Below are 16,771 nucleotides of genomic sequence, written 5' to 3' on the forward strand. Positions count from 1 at the left end.
TTACCCGGCCGCCCAAGGTGGGGATAGGCGGCCGGGTGGTGCAGGAGCGGACCAGAGCTCCCTTTTCAGCGGGTGCTGAAACTCGTTTCGCGGCCGTCAGGCGGCCTGCTGGTGGACGCCATATTTGCGCATCTTTTCGATGAGCGTGGTGCGCTTCAGCGTGAGCAGGCGCGCCGCTTCCGAAATGATGCCGTCGGCGAGGTCGAGCGCGACGTGGATCTGTTCGAGTTCGATCGTTTCGATCTCGCGCTTGAGGTCGATCGGGCGGCCCGGCGCCGGCGTCTTGGCGTGCGGCGCGGCCGCGGCCACATCGTCCGCGCTGGCCGGCACTGCGGCAGGGCTGCTGGGGACAGCCCGCCGCGGCGCCAGCGCTGCGGTGGGGTTCAAAAGCATGGCGACATCCTCGAAACCGAGCGTCTCGCCGCCATGGAGAACGCTGGCGCGCTCCACGAAATTCCTGAGTTCGCGCACATTGCCCGGCCATGCATGCTGCATCAGCAACGTCATCGCCGCGTCGTCGAAACGGCATTTGGCGTCGGCGGGCATCTGGCGCTGGAAATGGCGGATCAGTGCGGGAATATCCTCGGCGCGGTTGGCGAGGCTGGGGACCTGAAGCACAACCACGCCGAGCCGGAAGAACAGGTCTTCGCGGAATTTTCCATCGGCGATCGCAGCGCCGAGATCCTGGTGGGTGGCCGAAATGACGCGGACGTCGACGGCCTTCACATCGCTGCTGCCGACGCGGACGATCGTCCGGTCTTCGAGCACGCGGAGCAGTTTGACCTGCATGTCGAAACGCATGTCGCCGATTTCGTCGAGGAAGAGCGTGCCGCCCTCGGTCGCTTCGAAATGGCCGATGCGGCGGGCATGGGCGCCGGTGAAGCTGCCCTTTTCATGCCCGAAAAGTTCGGATTCGATCAGTTCGCCGGGGATCGCGCCGCAGTTGATCGCGGAGAAAGCCTTGCCGGCGCGGGCGCCTTCGTCGTGGATTGCACGGGCAACAAGTTCCTTGCCCGAGCCCGACGGGCCGCAGAGCATCACCGAGGCGTTCGAACGCGCCACGCGGCGGATCATCTCGCGCAGCCGACAGGCGGCCTCACTCGTGCCGATGATCAGCGCTTCGAGCGCTGCGTTGTTACCATGCCCCAGTGTCATTTTGGTCTCCATCGCACCGCCCGCTCGGTGCCCCCTTCGATGGATTCAGGAATTGACGAAATTGGTAAACAAAAGTTTATCTGACCTTCGTTAAGTCATTCAAAACAAAGAGATATTGCCACAATGGTGACATTAAGGGCGCAATCGCGTTAACTGTCTCCGATATGCTGCCAAACTGGCACTAATTGCCATGCGCCTATCGCCAGCCCAGCGTGATCGAGATGCGGCGATTGCGCGGATCGAATCGGTCGGAGGGGACATAGGGCTCGCGATCGGCGACCCCTTCGATTCGCGAAAAGCGCTCCGAAGCGATGCCGCGATACTCGAGATAGTGGCGCGTGACCTCGGCGCGGTCGACCGACAGGCGCCAGTTGTTCGTGCCCGATTTCGCTGACCAGGGCGCCGCATCGGTGTGCCCGCGCACCATCACCTTGTTCGATACCGCCGCGACCGGTTTCGCGATCTCGCGAAACAGGCGTGCGCCATCGGGGGTGAGCTGGCTGGTGCCGATCACGAACATCGAAAAATTCGCATCGTCGACGACGTCGATGCGCAGCCCCTCGAGCGTTTCGGTAAAGCGCAGGTTCGGCGCGAGGCGCTTGAGGTCGCCCTTGCTCTGCAATTGATCCATCAACGTCTGGGCGAGCTTCTGGAACTGTTGCTTGTCGCTTGCGCGCTCGCGCCCCGACGCTTCGCGCGGACCGCCTTGGGCGTCGCGCGGGATCGTCATCGCGCGTGTGCCCGTCTGCGCCGCGCCGTGGGGATATTTGTCGACCGACACCAGCGAGTCGCCTCCGAACAGGCCGTTCGACCCCGCCGTGTCCTGCTTGGTCTGGACGATCGTCGGTGCGAAATAATCGGCGAGCGCCTTTCGCTGCGCCTCGTTCGTCGCGCCGAGCAGCCACATCAACAGGAAGAAGGCCATCATCGCGGTGACGAAGTCGGCATAAGCGACCTTCCAAGCGCCGCCATGATGGCCGCCGTGCGCCTGCTGGATCACCTTCTTGACGATGATCGGCCGCGGCATGTTGGGACGGGCGGCCATTAGCGGCCCCGCATTCCGTCAAAGACTTCGGCGAAACTCGGCTGGTTGATGTGATCGACCCCCGAGCGTGCGGCCTCGATCACCAGCGGCTGCGGGTGGCCGTGGAGCGAGGCGATGATCAGCTGCTTGACCGTGTGATAGATGGCGGCGTCGCTTTCGATCACGGCCTTGGCGCGCGTCGCGAACGGACCGACAAGGCCGTAAGCGAGAAGCACGCCGAGGAAGGTGCCGACGAGCGCCGAACCGATCATTCCGCCAAGGATCGCCGGCGGCTTGTCGATCGAGCCCATCGTCTTCACGACACCGAGCACCGCGGCAACGATGCCCAGTGCGGGAAGCGCGTCGGCTAGGCTCTGCAAGCCTTCGGCGGGCTTCATCGAATGATGATGGTGGCTCTTCAGCGCATTATCCATCACCTCTTCGACCGCGTGCGGATCGAGCGTGCCCGACGACACGACGACCAGGCGCAGCGTGTCGCAGATCAGGTGGACGAGCGTGTCGTCCTTCAAAAGTTTCGGATATTGCTGGAAGATCGTCGAGTTTTTCGGGTCTTCGATATGCGGCTCGACCGCGACCGGTCCTTCGGTGCGCATCATCTTCATCAGCGTCGAGACGAGCAGGATGCAGTCGAGATAATCCTGCTTCTTATACTTCGGTCCTTTAAAGACCTTGGCCAGCCCGCCGCCGAGCGCCTTCAGGTCGGCGCCCGAATTGCCGATGATCAGCGAGCCGATCGCGGCGCCGCCGATGATCAGCATCTCGTGCGGCAGCGCGTGCATCACCGGACCCAGATTGCCCCCGGTCAGCGCAAAGCCCCCGAACACCAGCAGGATCAATACGACAATGCCGACAACGGGAAACATGTGCGAGCAACTCCATTCGGGACCCGGCTGTCGAAGCCGGCCCCCGGAAATTCAGGGACGTCTTGATGATTAACGGCAGCAGCGCCGCAAGATTGAGGGGTATCAGTTCAAAATATCGAACAAGGTCTGCCGGTTAATCTTGGCAAAGGCCGCCTGCGCCGCCTGGAGGGTCAGGTCCTGGGCGTTGAGCTGTGCGATCGCGATGTCGAGATTGGTATCCTCGATCGTCGATCGTTCATCCTTGAGTGTGATCTCGCGGACGGCGAGCCCGTCGCCCATGCGTTCGAGCCGACCGCCCGCGAGGCCGAGCTTCGCATGTTCGTCGGCGACATGGCTGATCGCGGTGCCGAGCGTCGTGATCGACGTACCCATCGCCGCCTTGTTGCCCGCGGCGATCGCCGTCGCGGCGTCACGAATGCTCGTCGACAGGCTGTTTCCCCCGACGACGAAGACATCCGCCGCCGACTGGACCGGTGCGAAGCTGACATCCGAATCGAAACGCATCACGCGCGCCGTCCCGGTCGCGAACACGGGTTCGCCGTTCGAATCGCGCGTCGCCGCCAGCGCATCGAGTTCGTCGGCGATCGTGCCAAGTTCGGCGGCGATCGTCGCACGGTCGGCAGGGTTCGCAGTATCGCTCGCCGCGGCGAGCGTCAGCTCGCGCGCGCGCGTCATCAGGCTGCTGACCGATTTCATCACGCCATCGGCCTGCGACACCAGCGCGTCGGCCGTATTCAGATTGGCCGACCAGGCGGTCATGCTAGCCTGGCTCGTGCCGATTGTCGCGATCCGACGCGCCGCAATCGGATCGTCTGACATGCGCAGCAGTCTCTTGCCGCCCGAAATCTGGATTTGTGTCCGCTCGATCGCCTCGGCGAGTTTCTGTTGGCGCGCGATTTCGCGTGTCATGCGGTTGCCCACGGCGTTGATCATGATTTCGGCCCTTCCTTAGAGCGAGCTGAGCAATGTTTGCAGGGTTTCGCGCGCGACCTGAATCGTGCGCGAGGCTGCCGAATAGGCCTGCTGGAACCGCAGCAGTTCGGCGGCTTCGGTGTCGAGATCGACCTGGCTGACGCCGTCGCGAGCCGCAGCCGAAGCATCGGCGCGCGTCGCCGCAGCGGCATCTTGCGCCCGCGCCGAAGCCACGGCCTGCGCCTGGGTGGCCAGATGGCCCGACCAGCGCGCTTCGGGATCGTTCGCCCCGCGCATCGCGCCGAGCGCCAGCATATTGCCGTTGCTGCCCGACGCGTCCGCCGCCGCCACCTGATCTGGGGTCAGCGGCGCGGCAGTCAGCGTTGCGGCGCTGGTGCCGGTGAACAACGGCTGGCCTGGATTGCCATTGGCGTCGGTGCCCGCCTGGTGCGCGGCGTTGAGCTGGTTCGCAAAATCGGTCGCCATCGTATCGAGCGCGGCGCGCTGATCGGCGACATGGTTCGCGCCGTCGGCCAGCCCGGCAAGCGAGCCCGTCGAGATCGTCAGCGGGGAACCGCCGAGGCTATAAGACAGGCGTCCGTCAGGAGCGGCGGTGACCGAAATCGGATTCACCACTCCCCCGCCGACGAGCAGATCGCCCGATCCGGACGCACGCAATGTTACCGCGCCATTATTGTCGAAGGTCGGGCTGACACCCGCCTGCGACGACAGTTTGTCGAGCAGCCGGTCGCGTTCGTCGAGCAGGCTCGCTTCGTTGGTCGAACCCGGCCGCGCCTTGCGCAGGCCGACGTTAATCTGCTCGAGCGCATTGAGGTCTGCGTTGAACTGGTCGACTTCACTTGCCGCTGCACCCTCGATCCCCTCGCCCATCTTGTCGAGCTGGCCCGCGGCGGTGCGAAAGCCCGACGCGACATCGTCGACCGCTTGCAGGAACTGGGCGCGCAGCGTCCGGTTCGACGGATCAGCGGTGAGCTGGTCGGCAGTGGTATAAAGCGTGGTAAGTGCGGTCTTGATGCCGTTGGTCTCGTCGCTCAGCGCGTCCTCGGTCTTGCCGAGCCAGCTGAGCTTCGTCGCCGAATGTTCGGCGCCGCCCAAGGTGATGCGCGAATCCTCGATCAGCCAGCCGTCGACCGAACGGTCGATACCGCGGATGTCGACCCCGCCGGGATTGGTATTGCCGCGATAGAAGATCGAATTGCCGCCGCCGACGGCCTCCATCATCTCGAGCCGGCGCCGCGCATATCCCGGAGTCTGGGCATTTGCGATATTGTCGCCGATCGTCGCGAGGGCGCGCGAATAGGCTTTGAGCCCGCTGAAGCCGATGCCGAGCAGGTCGCTCATTGTACGCCTCCCTTAGGTGCGCCGAGCTGGCCGCGGAACTGCCGTTCGACCATGTCGGCGATACCGAACTGGCGCATCGCGGCAATCGAATCCGCGGTGCGCGCGTCGGCCATTTCCCGGAAATTGTCGGTCGCACTCGATCCGAAAATATCGTCGCCAAGCTTGGCCTGCCGCATCGACGCCATCAGCTGGCGCAGGATCACGGCCTCGAAAGCCTCGGCCGCCTTGCGCAGCCCGCCATCGCCGCCGCCAGCGGCGGCGGGGGTCGGCGTGGCGCCGAAAGAAGAAACAGGGTTCGTCATATGATCACCAGTTCCGCAGTGAGCGCGCCGGCCTGGCTCAGCGCTTCGAGGATGGCGACGAGGTCGCCCGGGGGAACGCCCATGCGATTGATCGCATCGACGAGTTCGGAAAGCGAGGCGGTGGGCCGCACCAGCATCACCGGGCGATAGTCCTGCTCCACGCTGATCTCGCTCGATGGTTCGACCGCGGTCTCGCCGCGGCTGAACGGCGCGGGTTGCACGACCATCGGCGATTCCTTGATCGACACCGTCAGCTTGCCCTGCGTCACCGCGGCGGTGCCGACGCGGACCGCGCCATTGATGACGACGGTGCCGGTGCGCGCGTTGACGATGACCTTTGCGGGGGGCTCGGCGCGCTGGACGCCCAGATTTTCAATCTGCGAGATCAGCCGCATGCGTTCGTCGCCATTGCCGCCGGTACGGATCGCGATGCTGGCGCCGTCAATCATCGAGGCGCTGCCGGGCAGCGCAGCATTGATGGCATCGGTCACGCGCTTGGCATTGGTGGCGTCGAACTGGTGGAGGTTGAAGGTCAGATAGCTGGTCGTGGCAAAGCCGGTGTCGACCGCGCGCTCGACCGTCGCGCCGCCCGCGATCCGTCCGCTCGACGGCACATTGACCGTCAGCTTCGATCCGTCGGCGGCATCGACGCCGAGCCCGCCGATGACCAAATTGCCCTGCACCATCGCATAAATCTGGCCGTCGGCGCCATAGAGCGGCGCGAGCACGAGCGTGCCGCCGCGCAGGCTTTTGGACTTGCCGATCGCCGATACGGTGACGTCGAGGCGCTGGCCGGGCTTGGCGAAGGGCGGCAGTTCGGCGGTGATCATCACCGCTGCGGCATTTTTCAGCGCCGGGTTCACCCCCGGCGGCAGGGTCAGCCCAAAGCGCGAGACCGCGCCCTTCATGCCCAGCGTCGAATAATCGAGGCTGTCGTCGCCGGTGCCCGCGAGCCCGACGACGATGCCGTATCCGGTCAGCTGGTTGGCGCGCAGGCCCTGGAACTGGCCCATGTCCTTGATACGCTCGGCATGCACCGGCGCCGCGAAGGCGAAGCTGGCGAGCAGAAGCGCGACAAGGGTGAACAGGGACGGACGCTGGGTCACTTGATATTCCTCTTTAGAACGGGCTGATGATCGAGAAGAAACGTTGCAGCCAGCCTTGCTTGCTGGCGCGAGCGATCTCGCCCTTGCCGACGTACCTGATGTTCGCGTCGGCAACGCGGGTCGACAGGACGCGGTTGTCGGGGCTGATGTCGATCGCGCGAATGATCCCGGAGATCTGGACACGTTCGTCGCCGCGATTGAGCGTGAGCAGCTTTTCGCCGCGCACCAACATCGTGCCGTTCGGATAGACCGCGGCGATCGTCACGCTGACTTCGCCCGACAAGGCGTTCGACTGCGATGCGTCGCCCTTGCCCTTGAACTGCTGGCCGCCACCCATCGCGATGTCGCTTGGGTTGAACAGCGACAGCGGGCCGGTGGTCGGCGGAGTCAGGCCGATGCTGCCGTCACGCTGCGTTCCCGCGGCATTACTTTTGGTCGCCGCGGTACGCTCGACGAGCTGAATCGTGACGATATCGCCGACCTGGCCCGCACGGCCGCCCGAAGTGAGCGCGACATAGCTGCCCTGAAAGATCGAGCCATTGCCCGGCAGCGGCGCCGGACCGACCGGCGCCGTCGCGGCAAAGGCATCGGGCGGCTGTTTGTCCTTCGCGAGCGCCGAAAAGGGCGCTAGCGCAACGGCGAGCAGGACCAGCTTAGAGAGTCTGCGACGCATTTTTCATCATCTCGTCGGTCGCGGAGATCATCTTTGAATTGACCTCATAGGCGCGCTGCGTCTCGATCATGTCGACGAGTTCCTCGACGACATTGACGTTCGACCCCTCGAGCATCCCGCCACGCAGCGTGCCGCGGCCTTCCTCGCCCGCGCCGCCAACGAGCGGCGCGCCCGAGCCCTGCGTTTCGACGAGCAAGTTGCCGCCGATCGCCTGAAGGCCCGCGGGGTTGGCAAAGCGCGCAATCTCGATCCGGCCGAGCTCGAGCGCGGTGCCGTCGGCGCCGGTCGCCGACACGGTGCCGTCGGCGCCGATCGCCACATTGCTCGCGTCTTCGGGAATCTGGATCGCCGGCAGCATCGGCTTGCCGTCCGAGGTCACGATCGTGCCGTCGGGGGCGCGGCCGAAATTGCCCGCGCGGGTATAGCCGGTGCGCCCGTCGGGCATCTCGATCTGGAAATAGCCGGCGCCGTCGATCGCGACGTCGAGCCCGTTGCCCGTCGTCTGGAACGTACCCTGCGTATCCATGCGCGCGGTGCCGTTGAGCGCGACGCCGGTGCCGAGATTGAGCCCGGTGGCATAGCGGTTTTCGGCCGTCGACGGGGCACCCGCCTGCGTCATCATCTGATAGCTCAACGTCTCGAAGCTCGCGCGGTCGCGCTTGAAGCCCGTCGTGTTGACGTTGGCGAGGTTGTTGGCGATCACCTGCATCCGGAAGCCCTGGGCATCCAGACCGGTCCGCGCGACGTGCAAGGCACCGATACTCATCTCATAATCTCCTTAACGGGGAAGCTGCATCAGGCTGGCGGTCGCGCTATCCATGTCGCGCACGTCGCCGATCATCTTCAATTGGGTGTCCCAGCTGCGGCTCGCCTCGATCATCTCGACGAGCGCGCTGGTCGCGCTGACGTTCGATCCTTCGATCGAGCGGGTCAGCAGCCGCGCTTCGGGATCGTCGGGCAATATGCCGCCGCCCTTCACGCGGAACAGGCCGTCAAGGCCCTTGGCGATGTCCGATCCCGTCGGGGTCGCGAGCCGGAGCCGGTCAACCTCCTGCGGATTTTCGGGATCGCCGCCCTGCGGCACGATCCACACACGGCCTTCCTGGTCGATCGTGATCGCGTCGGCGGGCGGGATCGTCACCGGCCCCTGCCCGCCCTGAACCGGATGGCCGTCGCCGGTGGTAAGCAGCCCGCTCGGCGAAATCTGCAAATCGCCGCGCTTTGTGTAGGCCTCTTCGCCATTTTTCGCCTGGACCACAAGCAGCGCATCGCCCTGCATCGCAATGTCGAGATCGCGCCCTGTCGAGGTGATGGTGCCGGCGCGCATGTCGGCGCCGAGCACCTCTTCCGACGACATGGCACGGGCATCGAGCCCGCTGCCATCGAGCCACAGCGTCTGCGCATTGGCCATGTCGGCGCGGAAGCCCGGCGTTTCGGCGTTCGCCAGATTGTTGGCAATCGCCGTCTGCCGGGACATGCTGCCCCGCATCGCGGTGAGGCTGGTGTAGATGAGGCGGTCCATCGAAATTCTCCCGGCAGGCGGCGGTCAGCGTTACGTCAGCGCATGCCGATGATCGTCTGGGTCAGCTGCGACGCGCCCTCGATCGCCTTGGCATTCGCCTGGAAATTGCGCTGCGCCGACATCAGCATCACCAGTTCCTCGGTGATATCGACATTCGAGCGTTCGAGCGCGCCCGAACGGACCGCCCCCATCGAGCCGTTGGTCGGACCATCGATCGTCGGCGGACCGCTTTCGCCCGTCGACTGCCAGTGCGCGTCGCCGGTGGGGCGCAGGCCCGACATCGTCGGGAAGGTCGCCATCGCAACCTTGCCGAGCATCTGGTCTTCGCCATTGGCAAAGGTGGCGGTGACGAGCCCATCGAGCCCGATCGACACATTGACCAGCGACGAGGTCGGGTCCGACGGCGCGCCCGTGGGCAGCTGCATGTCGAATGCACCGGCAAGCGTGTTGTTGGTGACATTGCCGTCGGCATCGACCGGCAGCAGCTGCAGCTTCGCCCCGGTCGTGTCGATGACATAGCCGTCGGGGGTCGGTTCGAACGAACCGTTGCGCGTATAGGTAATCGCTTCGGTCGGCGGATTGCCCTTCACGATAAACATGCCCTCGCCGACGATCGCCATGTCGAGCGTCTTTTCGCTGGCTTCGTACGACCCCTGCGTGAACTGCTGGGTGATGCCGTTGAGGCGCGTGCCCTGCCCCGCGATTGTCTTCGTCGACTGCGTCGGCGATGAAGCGAAAATATCACCGAACTGCGCCTTGCTGCGCTTGAAACCGATCGAGCCGGCGTTGGCGATATTGTTCGAGATGACCGACATATCGGTCTGCGAGGCCTTGAGGCCCGAAAGCGACGTATAGAATGACATGAGTTTATCCTTCCTGCGTGGTGGGGGTCGAAGGCGTCGCCGCCTTGATGTCCTGAAGCAGCTGCGTCTGCGCCGCGAGCTGCTCCGAAATGTGCGCGAGCACATTGTTCGTCTCGCTGATCCCGGCGAGGCTGGAAAATTGCGCCATCTGTGCAACCATCTGCTGGTTATCGACCGGGTTGAACGGATCCTGCTGCGACAGCTGCGCGGTCATCAGGCGAAGGAAGTCGCTCTGATCCATCTGCTGCCCCGTGCCTTTGGCATTTATCACGGGGTTGCTGTTGCTGGTGATGCTGTTGACGCTCATTTTACTGTCCCATCCTGAGGGTTTCGTTGATCAGGCCTTTCGCGGTTTCGAGGACCTGGACGTTGTTTTGATACTGGCGCGCGGTCTCGACCATCTCGACCAGTTCGGCGGCGCTATCGACCGCGGCTTCCCAGACGTTGCCGTCGGCATCCGCGAGCGGGTTCGATGGATCGTGGCGCTTCGACGGCGCCATTTTCGAGGTCGTGACCTGGTCGATCTGGACCGTCGCGCGGCCGTGATCGTCCATCACGGTACGAAACACCGGCTTCAATGAACGGAAAGCGCCCGCCTCACTGCCCGCAACCGTTCCTGCGTTGGCGAGGTTCGACGCGGTGGTGTTGAGCCGGACGAGCTGCGCCGACATCGCGCGGCCGCTGATGTCGAAGACGGAGAAATTGCCGTTCATCGTCATTCGCCCTTGATCGCGCGGGTCAGCGTGTTGATGCGGCCGCTGAGGAACGACAAGCTCGAGCGATAGGCGAGCGCGTTTTCGGCGTAGGCGGTCTGCTCGGTCGCCATTTCGACGGTGTTGCCGTCGAGCGAGGCCTGAACCGGGACGCGATACGAAATCGCACCGTCGGTCGAGCCGCCCTGCTGTGCGAGATCGAGCGCCTTGGCGAAATCGATGTCGCGCGCCTTGTAATTCGGCGTTGCGGCGTTCGCGATGTTCGACGCGAGCATCATCATGCGCTGGCTGCGCAGCTGGAGCGCCGTCGCGTGCAGGCCAAAGAGTTTCTCGGATGCCATCATCACATTCCTTCGCTTGCCGCTATCCCGCGGCGGAGCCTTTCGCCGGGTCCGAGCCAAGTGCGGCACGAACGCGCGGAAAACATCAAGGCATGATGCAATGGGCGTGCCAAATATTGTTTATCCTTTATTTTCAAATATTTAATTAGAGGTGACAGTGAGATCGATTTGCGCGAGTCAAAAATCTGACGACGCCGCAGGCAGCTCCGCAAAACACCGCATCAAACCGCGACTGGCACGCTTCCTGCAAAATGACGAACGACCATTTTGGCCCCAAAGGAGATGGACCTTGTCCCGCAAAACTCTCGCGCGCCTTGCCGGCCTCGCCGCATGTGCTCTCGCCGCCCCCGTTGCGAACGCCCAGCAGGGCAATGAGGATTGGCAGACGATCGACGTGCTGACCGACATGGTCGCCAAGGCGATGGGCCGCAATGCGACCCCGGTCGATCGCCGCATCAAGCTCGCACGCTGCCCCGAACAGGCGTCGGTCACCATGATCGACGCGCAGACGCTCGCGGTCCGCTGCGCCTCGCTTGGCTGGCGCCTGCGCGTTCCGATGACCGCCCCCGCGGGTGCGTCGCCGGTCGCAGCTAGCTTCGCCCGTCCCGCAGCGAGCGCGCCCGTCATTCGCCGCGGCGACAATGTCCGCGTGACGATCGACACCGAAAGCTATTCGATCAGCTATGCCGCGGTCGCGACCCAGGACGGTCGCGTCGGCGAAACGATCGCCTTGCGCGGCAGCGACGCCAAATCGATGCTCAGCGCCACCGTCACCGGTCCGGGCCGCGCGAGCCTGCAAGACTGACACCCCTTCACGACCCACCCACTTGGCCCGGGCTGTCGGCTTTCCGACGGCGCCGGGCCTTTCTTTTGTCTTTTTGCGGCGAGCCGCCTTAATCGCCCCGAACGCCGTCCGTTAAAGCCTTCGTGAACCGCGTCGTCACTTTTCTGACGGCACCGGATGGAGGCTTTTATGTCGGGTGACAGCAAGATCGGACCAGTTGGCGGCATCAGCCGTGCCGGCCCGCTGCGCAGGGTCGCCAGCGAGGCGGCGACCGCGATGCGCGCCCAAACACAGCTTCAGCCGGTGCAGGACAATGTGCCGACGGCGCGACTGAGCCGCCTTGCGACCAGCCTCGCCGACCAGGCGGCGCCGGTCGACGTTGCACGCGTCGCGACGCTGCGCACCGCGATCGCCAACGGCAGCTATGGCGTGCATCCCGCGATCATCGCCAGCGCGATGATCGACTTCCACGGCCGCGGGGGCGAATGATGCAGGTACAGATGGAAGACCTGCAATCGCGGCTCAACGACCTGGTCGGCGCGCTCGACGGCCATGACGCCGGCGCGATTATCGCCGCGACCGAGGAATTGGCGACCGCGGTGATCCTATTCCGTGGCGTCACCATCCCTGCGGGGAGCGAACATCGCGCCCGCGCGCTGATGGGCCAAACACTCAACCAGCTCGAAGCCGCCGCGATGCGCGTCAACATCTTGAAGAACTGGACGCGTCAGAGGATTGACAAAAGCCACGACATCCGCGGCACCCGGCCGCGCGGTGCGGCTTTAAGCTACTGATAACCAGATAAATATCCGCCGTTTCTGCGAAATGGCACGATGATTGCTTTTGGTCTGCTGAACAAGCGGAACCAAAGACCATGAACGCAGTCAACAATCCCCTGGGCCCGGCCCGCATAGCCGCACCCGTCATGGACGCGGTGCAGAGCGCGTCGGCGCGCACGGGGATCGATTTCGATTATCTGGTCGACGTCGCGCGCGTCGAAAGCGGTTATAACCCAACCGCGAAAGCGTCGACCTCGTCGGCGCGCGGGCTGTATCAGTTCACCAAGCAGACCTGGCTCGCGACGCTCGATCGCCATGGCGCAAACCACGGCCTCGCCTGGGCCGCCGACGCGATCGGCCGCGACGCATCGGGGCGCCTGTCGGTTTCCGATCCGGTGCTCCGCCAGCAGATTCTCGACCTGCGCGACGATCCCGCCGCCTCGTCGAGCATGGCCGCCGCGCTGACCGGCGACAATCGCGACTATATCGAAAGCCGGATCGGTCGCAGCGCCGAACCCGTCGACCTCTACCTCGCGCATTTCCTGGGGTCGAGCGGCGCTGCCAATTTCTTGACCGCGCTCGCAGCGAATCCCGATCAGCCGGGCGCATCGATGATGCCCGAGGCCGCGGCCGCGAACCGCTCGGTCTTCTATGCCCCCGACGGCAGCATGCGCAGCCTCGCCGAGATCCGCGAACGCTTTCGCGTGAAGCTCGATGACGGCGGCAAGATCGAAAATATGAAGCCCTTCGCCCCTTCGGGCTGGCACGCTGAGACGAGCAGTTCGGCGGGCCTCGCAGGCGGCGGACGCCCGCCGCTCCAGATGATGGATATCCAACCTATGCCCAAAACTCTCTCGATGGGCTTTGCCGCCGATGCCTATCGGCGGCTCGCGTCGCTTTCGGGAGGCGCGGCATGACCGCCGGCTTCAACCTCGGCAACATCGGCCGCATGGCGGGCACCGCGGCGCTGCCCGTCGGAATGCTGATTCTCGTCGGCTTGATGGTGATCCCGGTTTCGCCGCTGATCCTCGACATCAGCTTCGTCGCCAATATCATGATCAGCCTCGCGATCCTGATGGTCGCGCTGTCGGCCGCAAAGCCGCTCGACTTTTCGTCCTTTCCGACTGTCCTGCTCCTCGCGACCTTGTTCCGGCTTGCGCTCAACGTCGCCTCGACACGCGTTGTTCTGGTCCACGGCCATGAGGGCACTGCAGCGGCGGGCCATGTCATCGAAGCCTTCGGGCAGGTGCTGATTGGCGGCGATTATGTCGTCGGCCTTTTCGTCTTTTTCGTGCTGATGATCATCAACATGGTCGTGATCACCAAGGGCGCCGGGCGCGTGTCCGAAGTGTCCGCGCGCTTCACCCTCGACGCCCTGCCGGGCAAGCAAATGGCGATCGACGCCGACCTCAACGCCGGGCTGCTCAGCCCCGAGGAAGCCAAGGCACGCCGCGTCGAAGTCGCGACCGAAGCCGATTTTTATGGCTCGATGGACGGTGCGTCGAAATTCGTGAAGGGCGACGCGATCGCCGGCCTGCTGATTCTGTTCGTCAATATCATCGGCGGGCTGATCCTGGGCATTTTCAGCCATGGCCTGAGCTTCTCCGAAGCCGGCAGCAATTATGTCACGCTCGCGATCGGCGATGCGCTGGTGGCGCAGATCCCGGCGCTGCTGCTCTCGATCGCCGCCGCCGCCATCGTCACCCGCGTCGCCTCGCCGTTCGATCTCAGCGGCCAGATCAGCAGCCAGTTTGCGGCGCCGTCGGTCTGGATGGCGGTCGGCGGCATCCTCTTCATCCTCGGGCTCGTCCCCTCGATGCCGCAGATGCTGATCCTGCCCGCCGCAGCTTTGTCCTTCGGCATGGGCTGGCAGCTGCGCCGCAGTGCCGCCGCGATTGCCGACTTGCCCGAACCCGCCGCCCCCGCGCCCGACCCGTCGCGGATCGAATGGGCCGACGTCAGCGACGCAAGCGCGTGCCAGCTCGAGATCGGCTATGCGCTCGTCACCCTCGTCGACGAACGCAAGGGTTCGCCGCTGATGACGCGCATCACGGGCATCCGCCGCCAGCTGTCGAAAGAACTCGGCTTCGTCATCCCGCCGGTAAAGGTCAGCGACGATTTGTCGTTGCCCGGCAACGTCTATCGCATCTCGGTCGCCGGGGTGATCGTCGGCGAAGACGAGGTCTTCCCCAACGAAATGCTCGCGCTCGATTCGGGTGACCTCGTCACCAAGGTCGTCGGCCGCCCGTGCAAGGACCCGACCTTCGGCCTCGATGCGCTGTGGATTCCCAAGGCGATGCAGAATGATGCGATCGCCGCGGGTTATACCGTCGTCGACCCGGCGACCGTGGTTGCGACGCACCTCAACAACAGCATCGTCGGATCGGCGGCCGAACTGTTCGGGATCGACGATGCGCAGGCGCTGATCGAGAATCTCAAGGTTCATTATCCGCAGCTCGCGCAGAATCTCTCACCCCAGGGCTATTCGCTGCCGCGCGTCGCGAGCCTCTGCAAATCCTTGCTCGTCGAGCGCGTACCGCTGCGCGATTTCCGCAAGATCGCCGAAGCGATGGTGTCGCTCGCGGCGCAACAGCTTGGCGAAATCGACTTGGTCGAAGCGGTGCGCCAGCGCATCGGCGCGCTGATCGTCCAGACGATCGTGCCGAGCCGGATGCCGCTGCCCGTCGTGACCTTCAGCCCCGAGGTCGAGATGTTGCTCAACCAGGCGGTGCGCGCCAATCCCGCCGCCGAATGGCCGTTCGAACATGGCATGGCGATGACGATCATCGAACAGGTCGGCCAGGCGGTCGAGCCGCTGCTTCTGCAAACGCGCAGCTTCGCGCTCGTCGCCTCGCCGATCTGCCGCTCGGCGCTGTCGCGGCTGGTGCGCGCCACTTTCCCGGATGTCGCCGTCATTTCGTACCTCGAAATCCCGGCGAACAAGCAGACCGAAATCGTCGCGACGATCGGCGCCGAAGTGCCCCGCCTCGCGTCCGGGCCCGAAGCCCATATGGAGGACCAACCACATGAGAATTGAGCCCGCCGAACAATTTGCCGGGACCGCCAGCCGCGCGCCGCGCGCGCGCGGCTACGGCGAAAGTGTCGAAGCGCTGGTCGAGGAATATTCGCCGCTGGTCCGCAAGATCGCGTGGCAGGTATTTTCGCGCGTGTCGCGGACGAGCGAGCTCGACGACCTGATCCAGACCGGGCTCATCGCGCTGATCGAGGCGAGCCGCAATTATGAAGAGCGCGGCTTCGCCTTTGCCACCTATGCGACGACGCGCATCCGCGGCGCGATGATCGACCAGCTGCGCCGCGAAGCAGACGTCGGCCGTTCGGCGATGGTTGCGGCGAAGCGGATTCACGCGATGCGCAGCACGCTCGAACAGCAGTTGATGCGCGCGCCGACGACGGCCGAAATGGCGGTCGCGTTCGATATGTCGGCGGAGGACTATTTCGCGCTCGAGCGCAATGCGACGCACGGCCGGTCGACCTCGCTCGACGAACTCACCGACATCGGCGCGTTCCTTGCCGCCGACGAAGACGCTGGCGCCGACGAACGGTTCGAACAGGAGGATCTGATGGGCGCGCTGCGCCAGTGCGTCGGCCGCCTGTCGCATCGCGAACAGATGGTGTTGCAGCTCTATTTCTTCGAAGAACTCAACCTGCACGAGATCGGGTTGACCCTCGACGTTAGCGCCGCGCGCATTTGCCAGATCAAGCGCGAAGCGATGATCAAGGTCGATCGCATGATGAAGGACATGACCGAATAGGGGTGACCGGGTGCGGCGCGCGCGACCAGTCGGCCCGCACCCGATCGGGGGGGGTCAGGCGGCCAGCGTCTGCGCGTTACGCCAGGCGGCGCCGATTTTGTCGAAATAGGTGGCCATGCGTTCGGTCCCCATATCGGTGAGCCGGACGATTGTCCGCCGACGGTCGCGCTCGTCGATCGAGCGGTGCACCAGCCCCCGCCGTTCGAGCGCGCTGATCATGCGCAGACCCGACGAGAGCGGGACGCCCGCGCCGGTCGCGAGATCGCTGGCGCTGAGCACGCGGCCGTGCGCGCCCGCGAGCATCAGGTCGAGCATCATATCCCACACCGGCCCCGACATTTCGGCGCTGCCGAAATGGCTGCGCCGGATGCGCCGCATCTGGATGCTGAACGACAGCTGGTCGAGCAGCCCCGTCTTTTGGGGCGCCTCGGGTCGGCTGCTGTCGACCGCGCGCAACGTCGCGACGGGCGATTCCTCGCCGCGGCCAGCAAGCAGGTCATGGATCTGGTCGACCCGCGATTTCAGTTCGGCAATTTCTTGATTCGAAAATTGCTGCATGTGACAATGCCCCTGGGGAG

At 64.7% G+C, this 16,771-nt stretch carries 21 protein-coding genes; 6 read left to right on the top strand and 15 right to left on the bottom strand.

Going from position 1 to position 16,771, the window contains the following annotated elements:
- Positions 1 to 96: 96 nt before the first annotated feature.
- From SKP52_RS19425 to SKP52_RS19490, 14 genes are all read right to left on the bottom strand, one after another.
- A complete protein-coding gene (locus SKP52_RS19425; protein ID WP_039581687.1) occupies positions 97 to 1,155 on the bottom strand; it encodes a sigma-54 interaction domain-containing protein in 1,059 nt (352 codons plus the stop codon).
- A 196-nt stretch (positions 1,156 to 1,351) separates the two neighbouring features.
- Positions 1,352 to 2,200 carry a flagellar motor protein MotB gene (locus SKP52_RS19430; RefSeq protein ID WP_039577722.1) on the bottom strand — a complete coding sequence of 283 codons (849 nt, stop codon included), beginning with the start codon at positions 2,198 to 2,200 and terminating at the stop codon, positions 1,352 to 1,354.
- Positions 2,200 to 3,063 (bottom strand): flagellar motor stator protein MotA, encoded by an 864-nt coding sequence (motA, locus tag SKP52_RS19435; RefSeq protein WP_039577724.1) that lies wholly within the window; start codon positions 3,061 to 3,063, stop codon positions 2,200 to 2,202. The genes SKP52_RS19430 and motA overlap by 1 nt, the downstream gene beginning before the upstream one ends.
- Positions 3,064 to 3,165: 102 nt before the next feature.
- Positions 3,166 to 3,996 carry a flagellin N-terminal helical domain-containing protein gene (locus tag SKP52_RS19440; protein ID WP_039577727.1) on the bottom strand — a complete coding sequence of 277 codons (831 nt, stop codon included), beginning with the start codon at positions 3,994 to 3,996 and terminating at the stop codon, positions 3,166 to 3,168.
- A gap of 15 nt (positions 3,997 to 4,011) precedes the next feature.
- The gene (gene flgK / locus SKP52_RS19445; RefSeq protein WP_039577731.1) at positions 4,012 to 5,337 is read right to left on the bottom strand and encodes a flagellar hook-associated protein FlgK; all 1,326 of its coding nucleotides are present in this window, start codon (positions 5,335 to 5,337) and stop codon (positions 4,012 to 4,014) included.
- Positions 5,334 to 5,639, bottom strand: coding sequence for a rod-binding protein (locus tag SKP52_RS19450; RefSeq protein WP_039577734.1), 306 nt, complete (start codon positions 5,637 to 5,639; stop codon positions 5,334 to 5,336). The genes flgK and SKP52_RS19450 overlap by 4 nt, the downstream gene beginning before the upstream one ends.
- A complete protein-coding gene (locus tag SKP52_RS19455; RefSeq protein WP_052208591.1) occupies positions 5,636 to 6,745 on the bottom strand; it encodes a flagellar basal body P-ring protein FlgI in 1,110 nt (369 codons plus the stop codon). The genes SKP52_RS19450 and SKP52_RS19455 overlap by 4 nt, the downstream gene beginning before the upstream one ends.
- A gap of 13 nt (positions 6,746 to 6,758) precedes the next feature.
- Entirely contained in the window at positions 6,759 to 7,418 is a 660-nt protein-coding gene (locus SKP52_RS19460) for a flagellar basal body L-ring protein FlgH (protein ID WP_039577737.1), read from the bottom strand.
- The gene (gene flgG / locus SKP52_RS19465) at positions 7,399 to 8,184 is read right to left on the bottom strand and encodes a flagellar basal-body rod protein FlgG (protein ID WP_039577740.1); all 786 of its coding nucleotides are present in this window, start codon (positions 8,182 to 8,184) and stop codon (positions 7,399 to 7,401) included. The genes SKP52_RS19460 and flgG overlap by 20 nt, the downstream gene beginning before the upstream one ends.
- A 12-nt stretch (positions 8,185 to 8,196) precedes the next feature.
- Complete coding sequence (locus SKP52_RS19470; RefSeq protein WP_039577742.1) at positions 8,197 to 8,940, bottom strand: flagellar basal body rod protein FlgF; 744 nt, start codon at positions 8,938 to 8,940, stop codon at positions 8,197 to 8,199.
- A 35-nt stretch (positions 8,941 to 8,975) separates the two neighbouring features.
- Positions 8,976 to 9,803 (bottom strand): flagellar hook-basal body complex protein, encoded by an 828-nt coding sequence (locus SKP52_RS19475; protein WP_039577745.1) that lies wholly within the window; start codon positions 9,801 to 9,803, stop codon positions 8,976 to 8,978.
- A gap of 4 nt (positions 9,804 to 9,807) precedes the next feature.
- On the bottom strand, positions 9,808 to 10,110 hold the full coding sequence (locus SKP52_RS19480) for a flagellar hook assembly protein FlgD (RefSeq protein ID WP_039577748.1): 303 nt from the start codon (positions 10,108 to 10,110) through the stop codon (positions 9,808 to 9,810).
- Position 10,111: 1 nt separating this feature from the next.
- A complete protein-coding gene (gene flgC / locus SKP52_RS19485) occupies positions 10,112 to 10,522 on the bottom strand; it encodes a flagellar basal body rod protein FlgC (protein WP_037512556.1) in 411 nt (136 codons plus the stop codon).
- The gene (locus SKP52_RS19490; RefSeq protein ID WP_039577754.1) at positions 10,519 to 10,860 is read right to left on the bottom strand and encodes a flagellar basal body rod protein FlgB; all 342 of its coding nucleotides are present in this window, start codon (positions 10,858 to 10,860) and stop codon (positions 10,519 to 10,521) included. The genes flgC and SKP52_RS19490 overlap by 4 nt, the downstream gene beginning before the upstream one ends.
- Before the next feature lie 286 nt (positions 10,861 to 11,146).
- Here SKP52_RS19490 and SKP52_RS19495 point away from each other — a divergent pair, with 286 nt between their 5' ends.
- From SKP52_RS19495 to SKP52_RS19520, 6 genes are all read left to right on the top strand, one after another.
- Positions 11,147 to 11,662 carry a flagella basal body P-ring formation protein FlgA gene (locus SKP52_RS19495; RefSeq protein ID WP_039577758.1) on the top strand — a complete coding sequence of 172 codons (516 nt, stop codon included), beginning with the start codon at positions 11,147 to 11,149 and terminating at the stop codon, positions 11,660 to 11,662.
- Between the two features lie 168 nt (positions 11,663 to 11,830).
- Positions 11,831 to 12,130 carry a flagellar biosynthesis anti-sigma factor FlgM gene (flgM, locus tag SKP52_RS19500; RefSeq protein ID WP_160292446.1) on the top strand — a complete coding sequence of 100 codons (300 nt, stop codon included), beginning with the start codon at positions 11,831 to 11,833 and terminating at the stop codon, positions 12,128 to 12,130.
- Positions 12,127 to 12,435 carry a hypothetical protein gene (locus tag SKP52_RS19505; RefSeq protein WP_228383704.1) on the top strand — a complete coding sequence of 103 codons (309 nt, stop codon included), beginning with the start codon at positions 12,127 to 12,129 and terminating at the stop codon, positions 12,433 to 12,435. Before flgM ends, SKP52_RS19505 begins: the two co-directional genes overlap by 4 nt.
- An 80-nt stretch (positions 12,436 to 12,515) precedes the next feature.
- Positions 12,516 to 13,337, top strand: a complete 822-nt coding sequence (locus SKP52_RS19510) for a transglycosylase SLT domain-containing protein (RefSeq protein ID WP_039577765.1) — start codon at positions 12,516 to 12,518, stop codon at positions 13,335 to 13,337.
- Positions 13,334 to 15,457, top strand: coding sequence for a flagellar biosynthesis protein FlhA (gene flhA / locus SKP52_RS19515; RefSeq protein ID WP_052208593.1), 2,124 nt, complete (start codon positions 13,334 to 13,336; stop codon positions 15,455 to 15,457). Before SKP52_RS19510 ends, flhA begins: the two co-directional genes overlap by 4 nt.
- A complete protein-coding gene (locus tag SKP52_RS19520; RefSeq protein ID WP_039577768.1) occupies positions 15,447 to 16,193 on the top strand; it encodes a sigma-70 family RNA polymerase sigma factor in 747 nt (248 codons plus the stop codon). Before flhA ends, SKP52_RS19520 begins: the two co-directional genes overlap by 11 nt.
- 54 nt (positions 16,194 to 16,247) lie before the next feature.
- Here SKP52_RS19520 and SKP52_RS19525 read toward each other — a convergent pair whose 3' ends face one another.
- Positions 16,248 to 16,751: a MarR family winged helix-turn-helix transcriptional regulator gene (locus SKP52_RS19525; protein WP_039577770.1), complete on the bottom strand. Its 504-nt coding sequence runs from the start codon at positions 16,749 to 16,751 to the stop codon at positions 16,248 to 16,250.
- Positions 16,752 to 16,771 lie beyond the last annotated feature (20 nt).

This window comes from Sphingopyxis fribergensis (assembly GCF_000803645.1).
GTDB lineage: Bacteria > Pseudomonadota > Alphaproteobacteria > Sphingomonadales > Sphingomonadaceae > Sphingopyxis > Sphingopyxis fribergensis.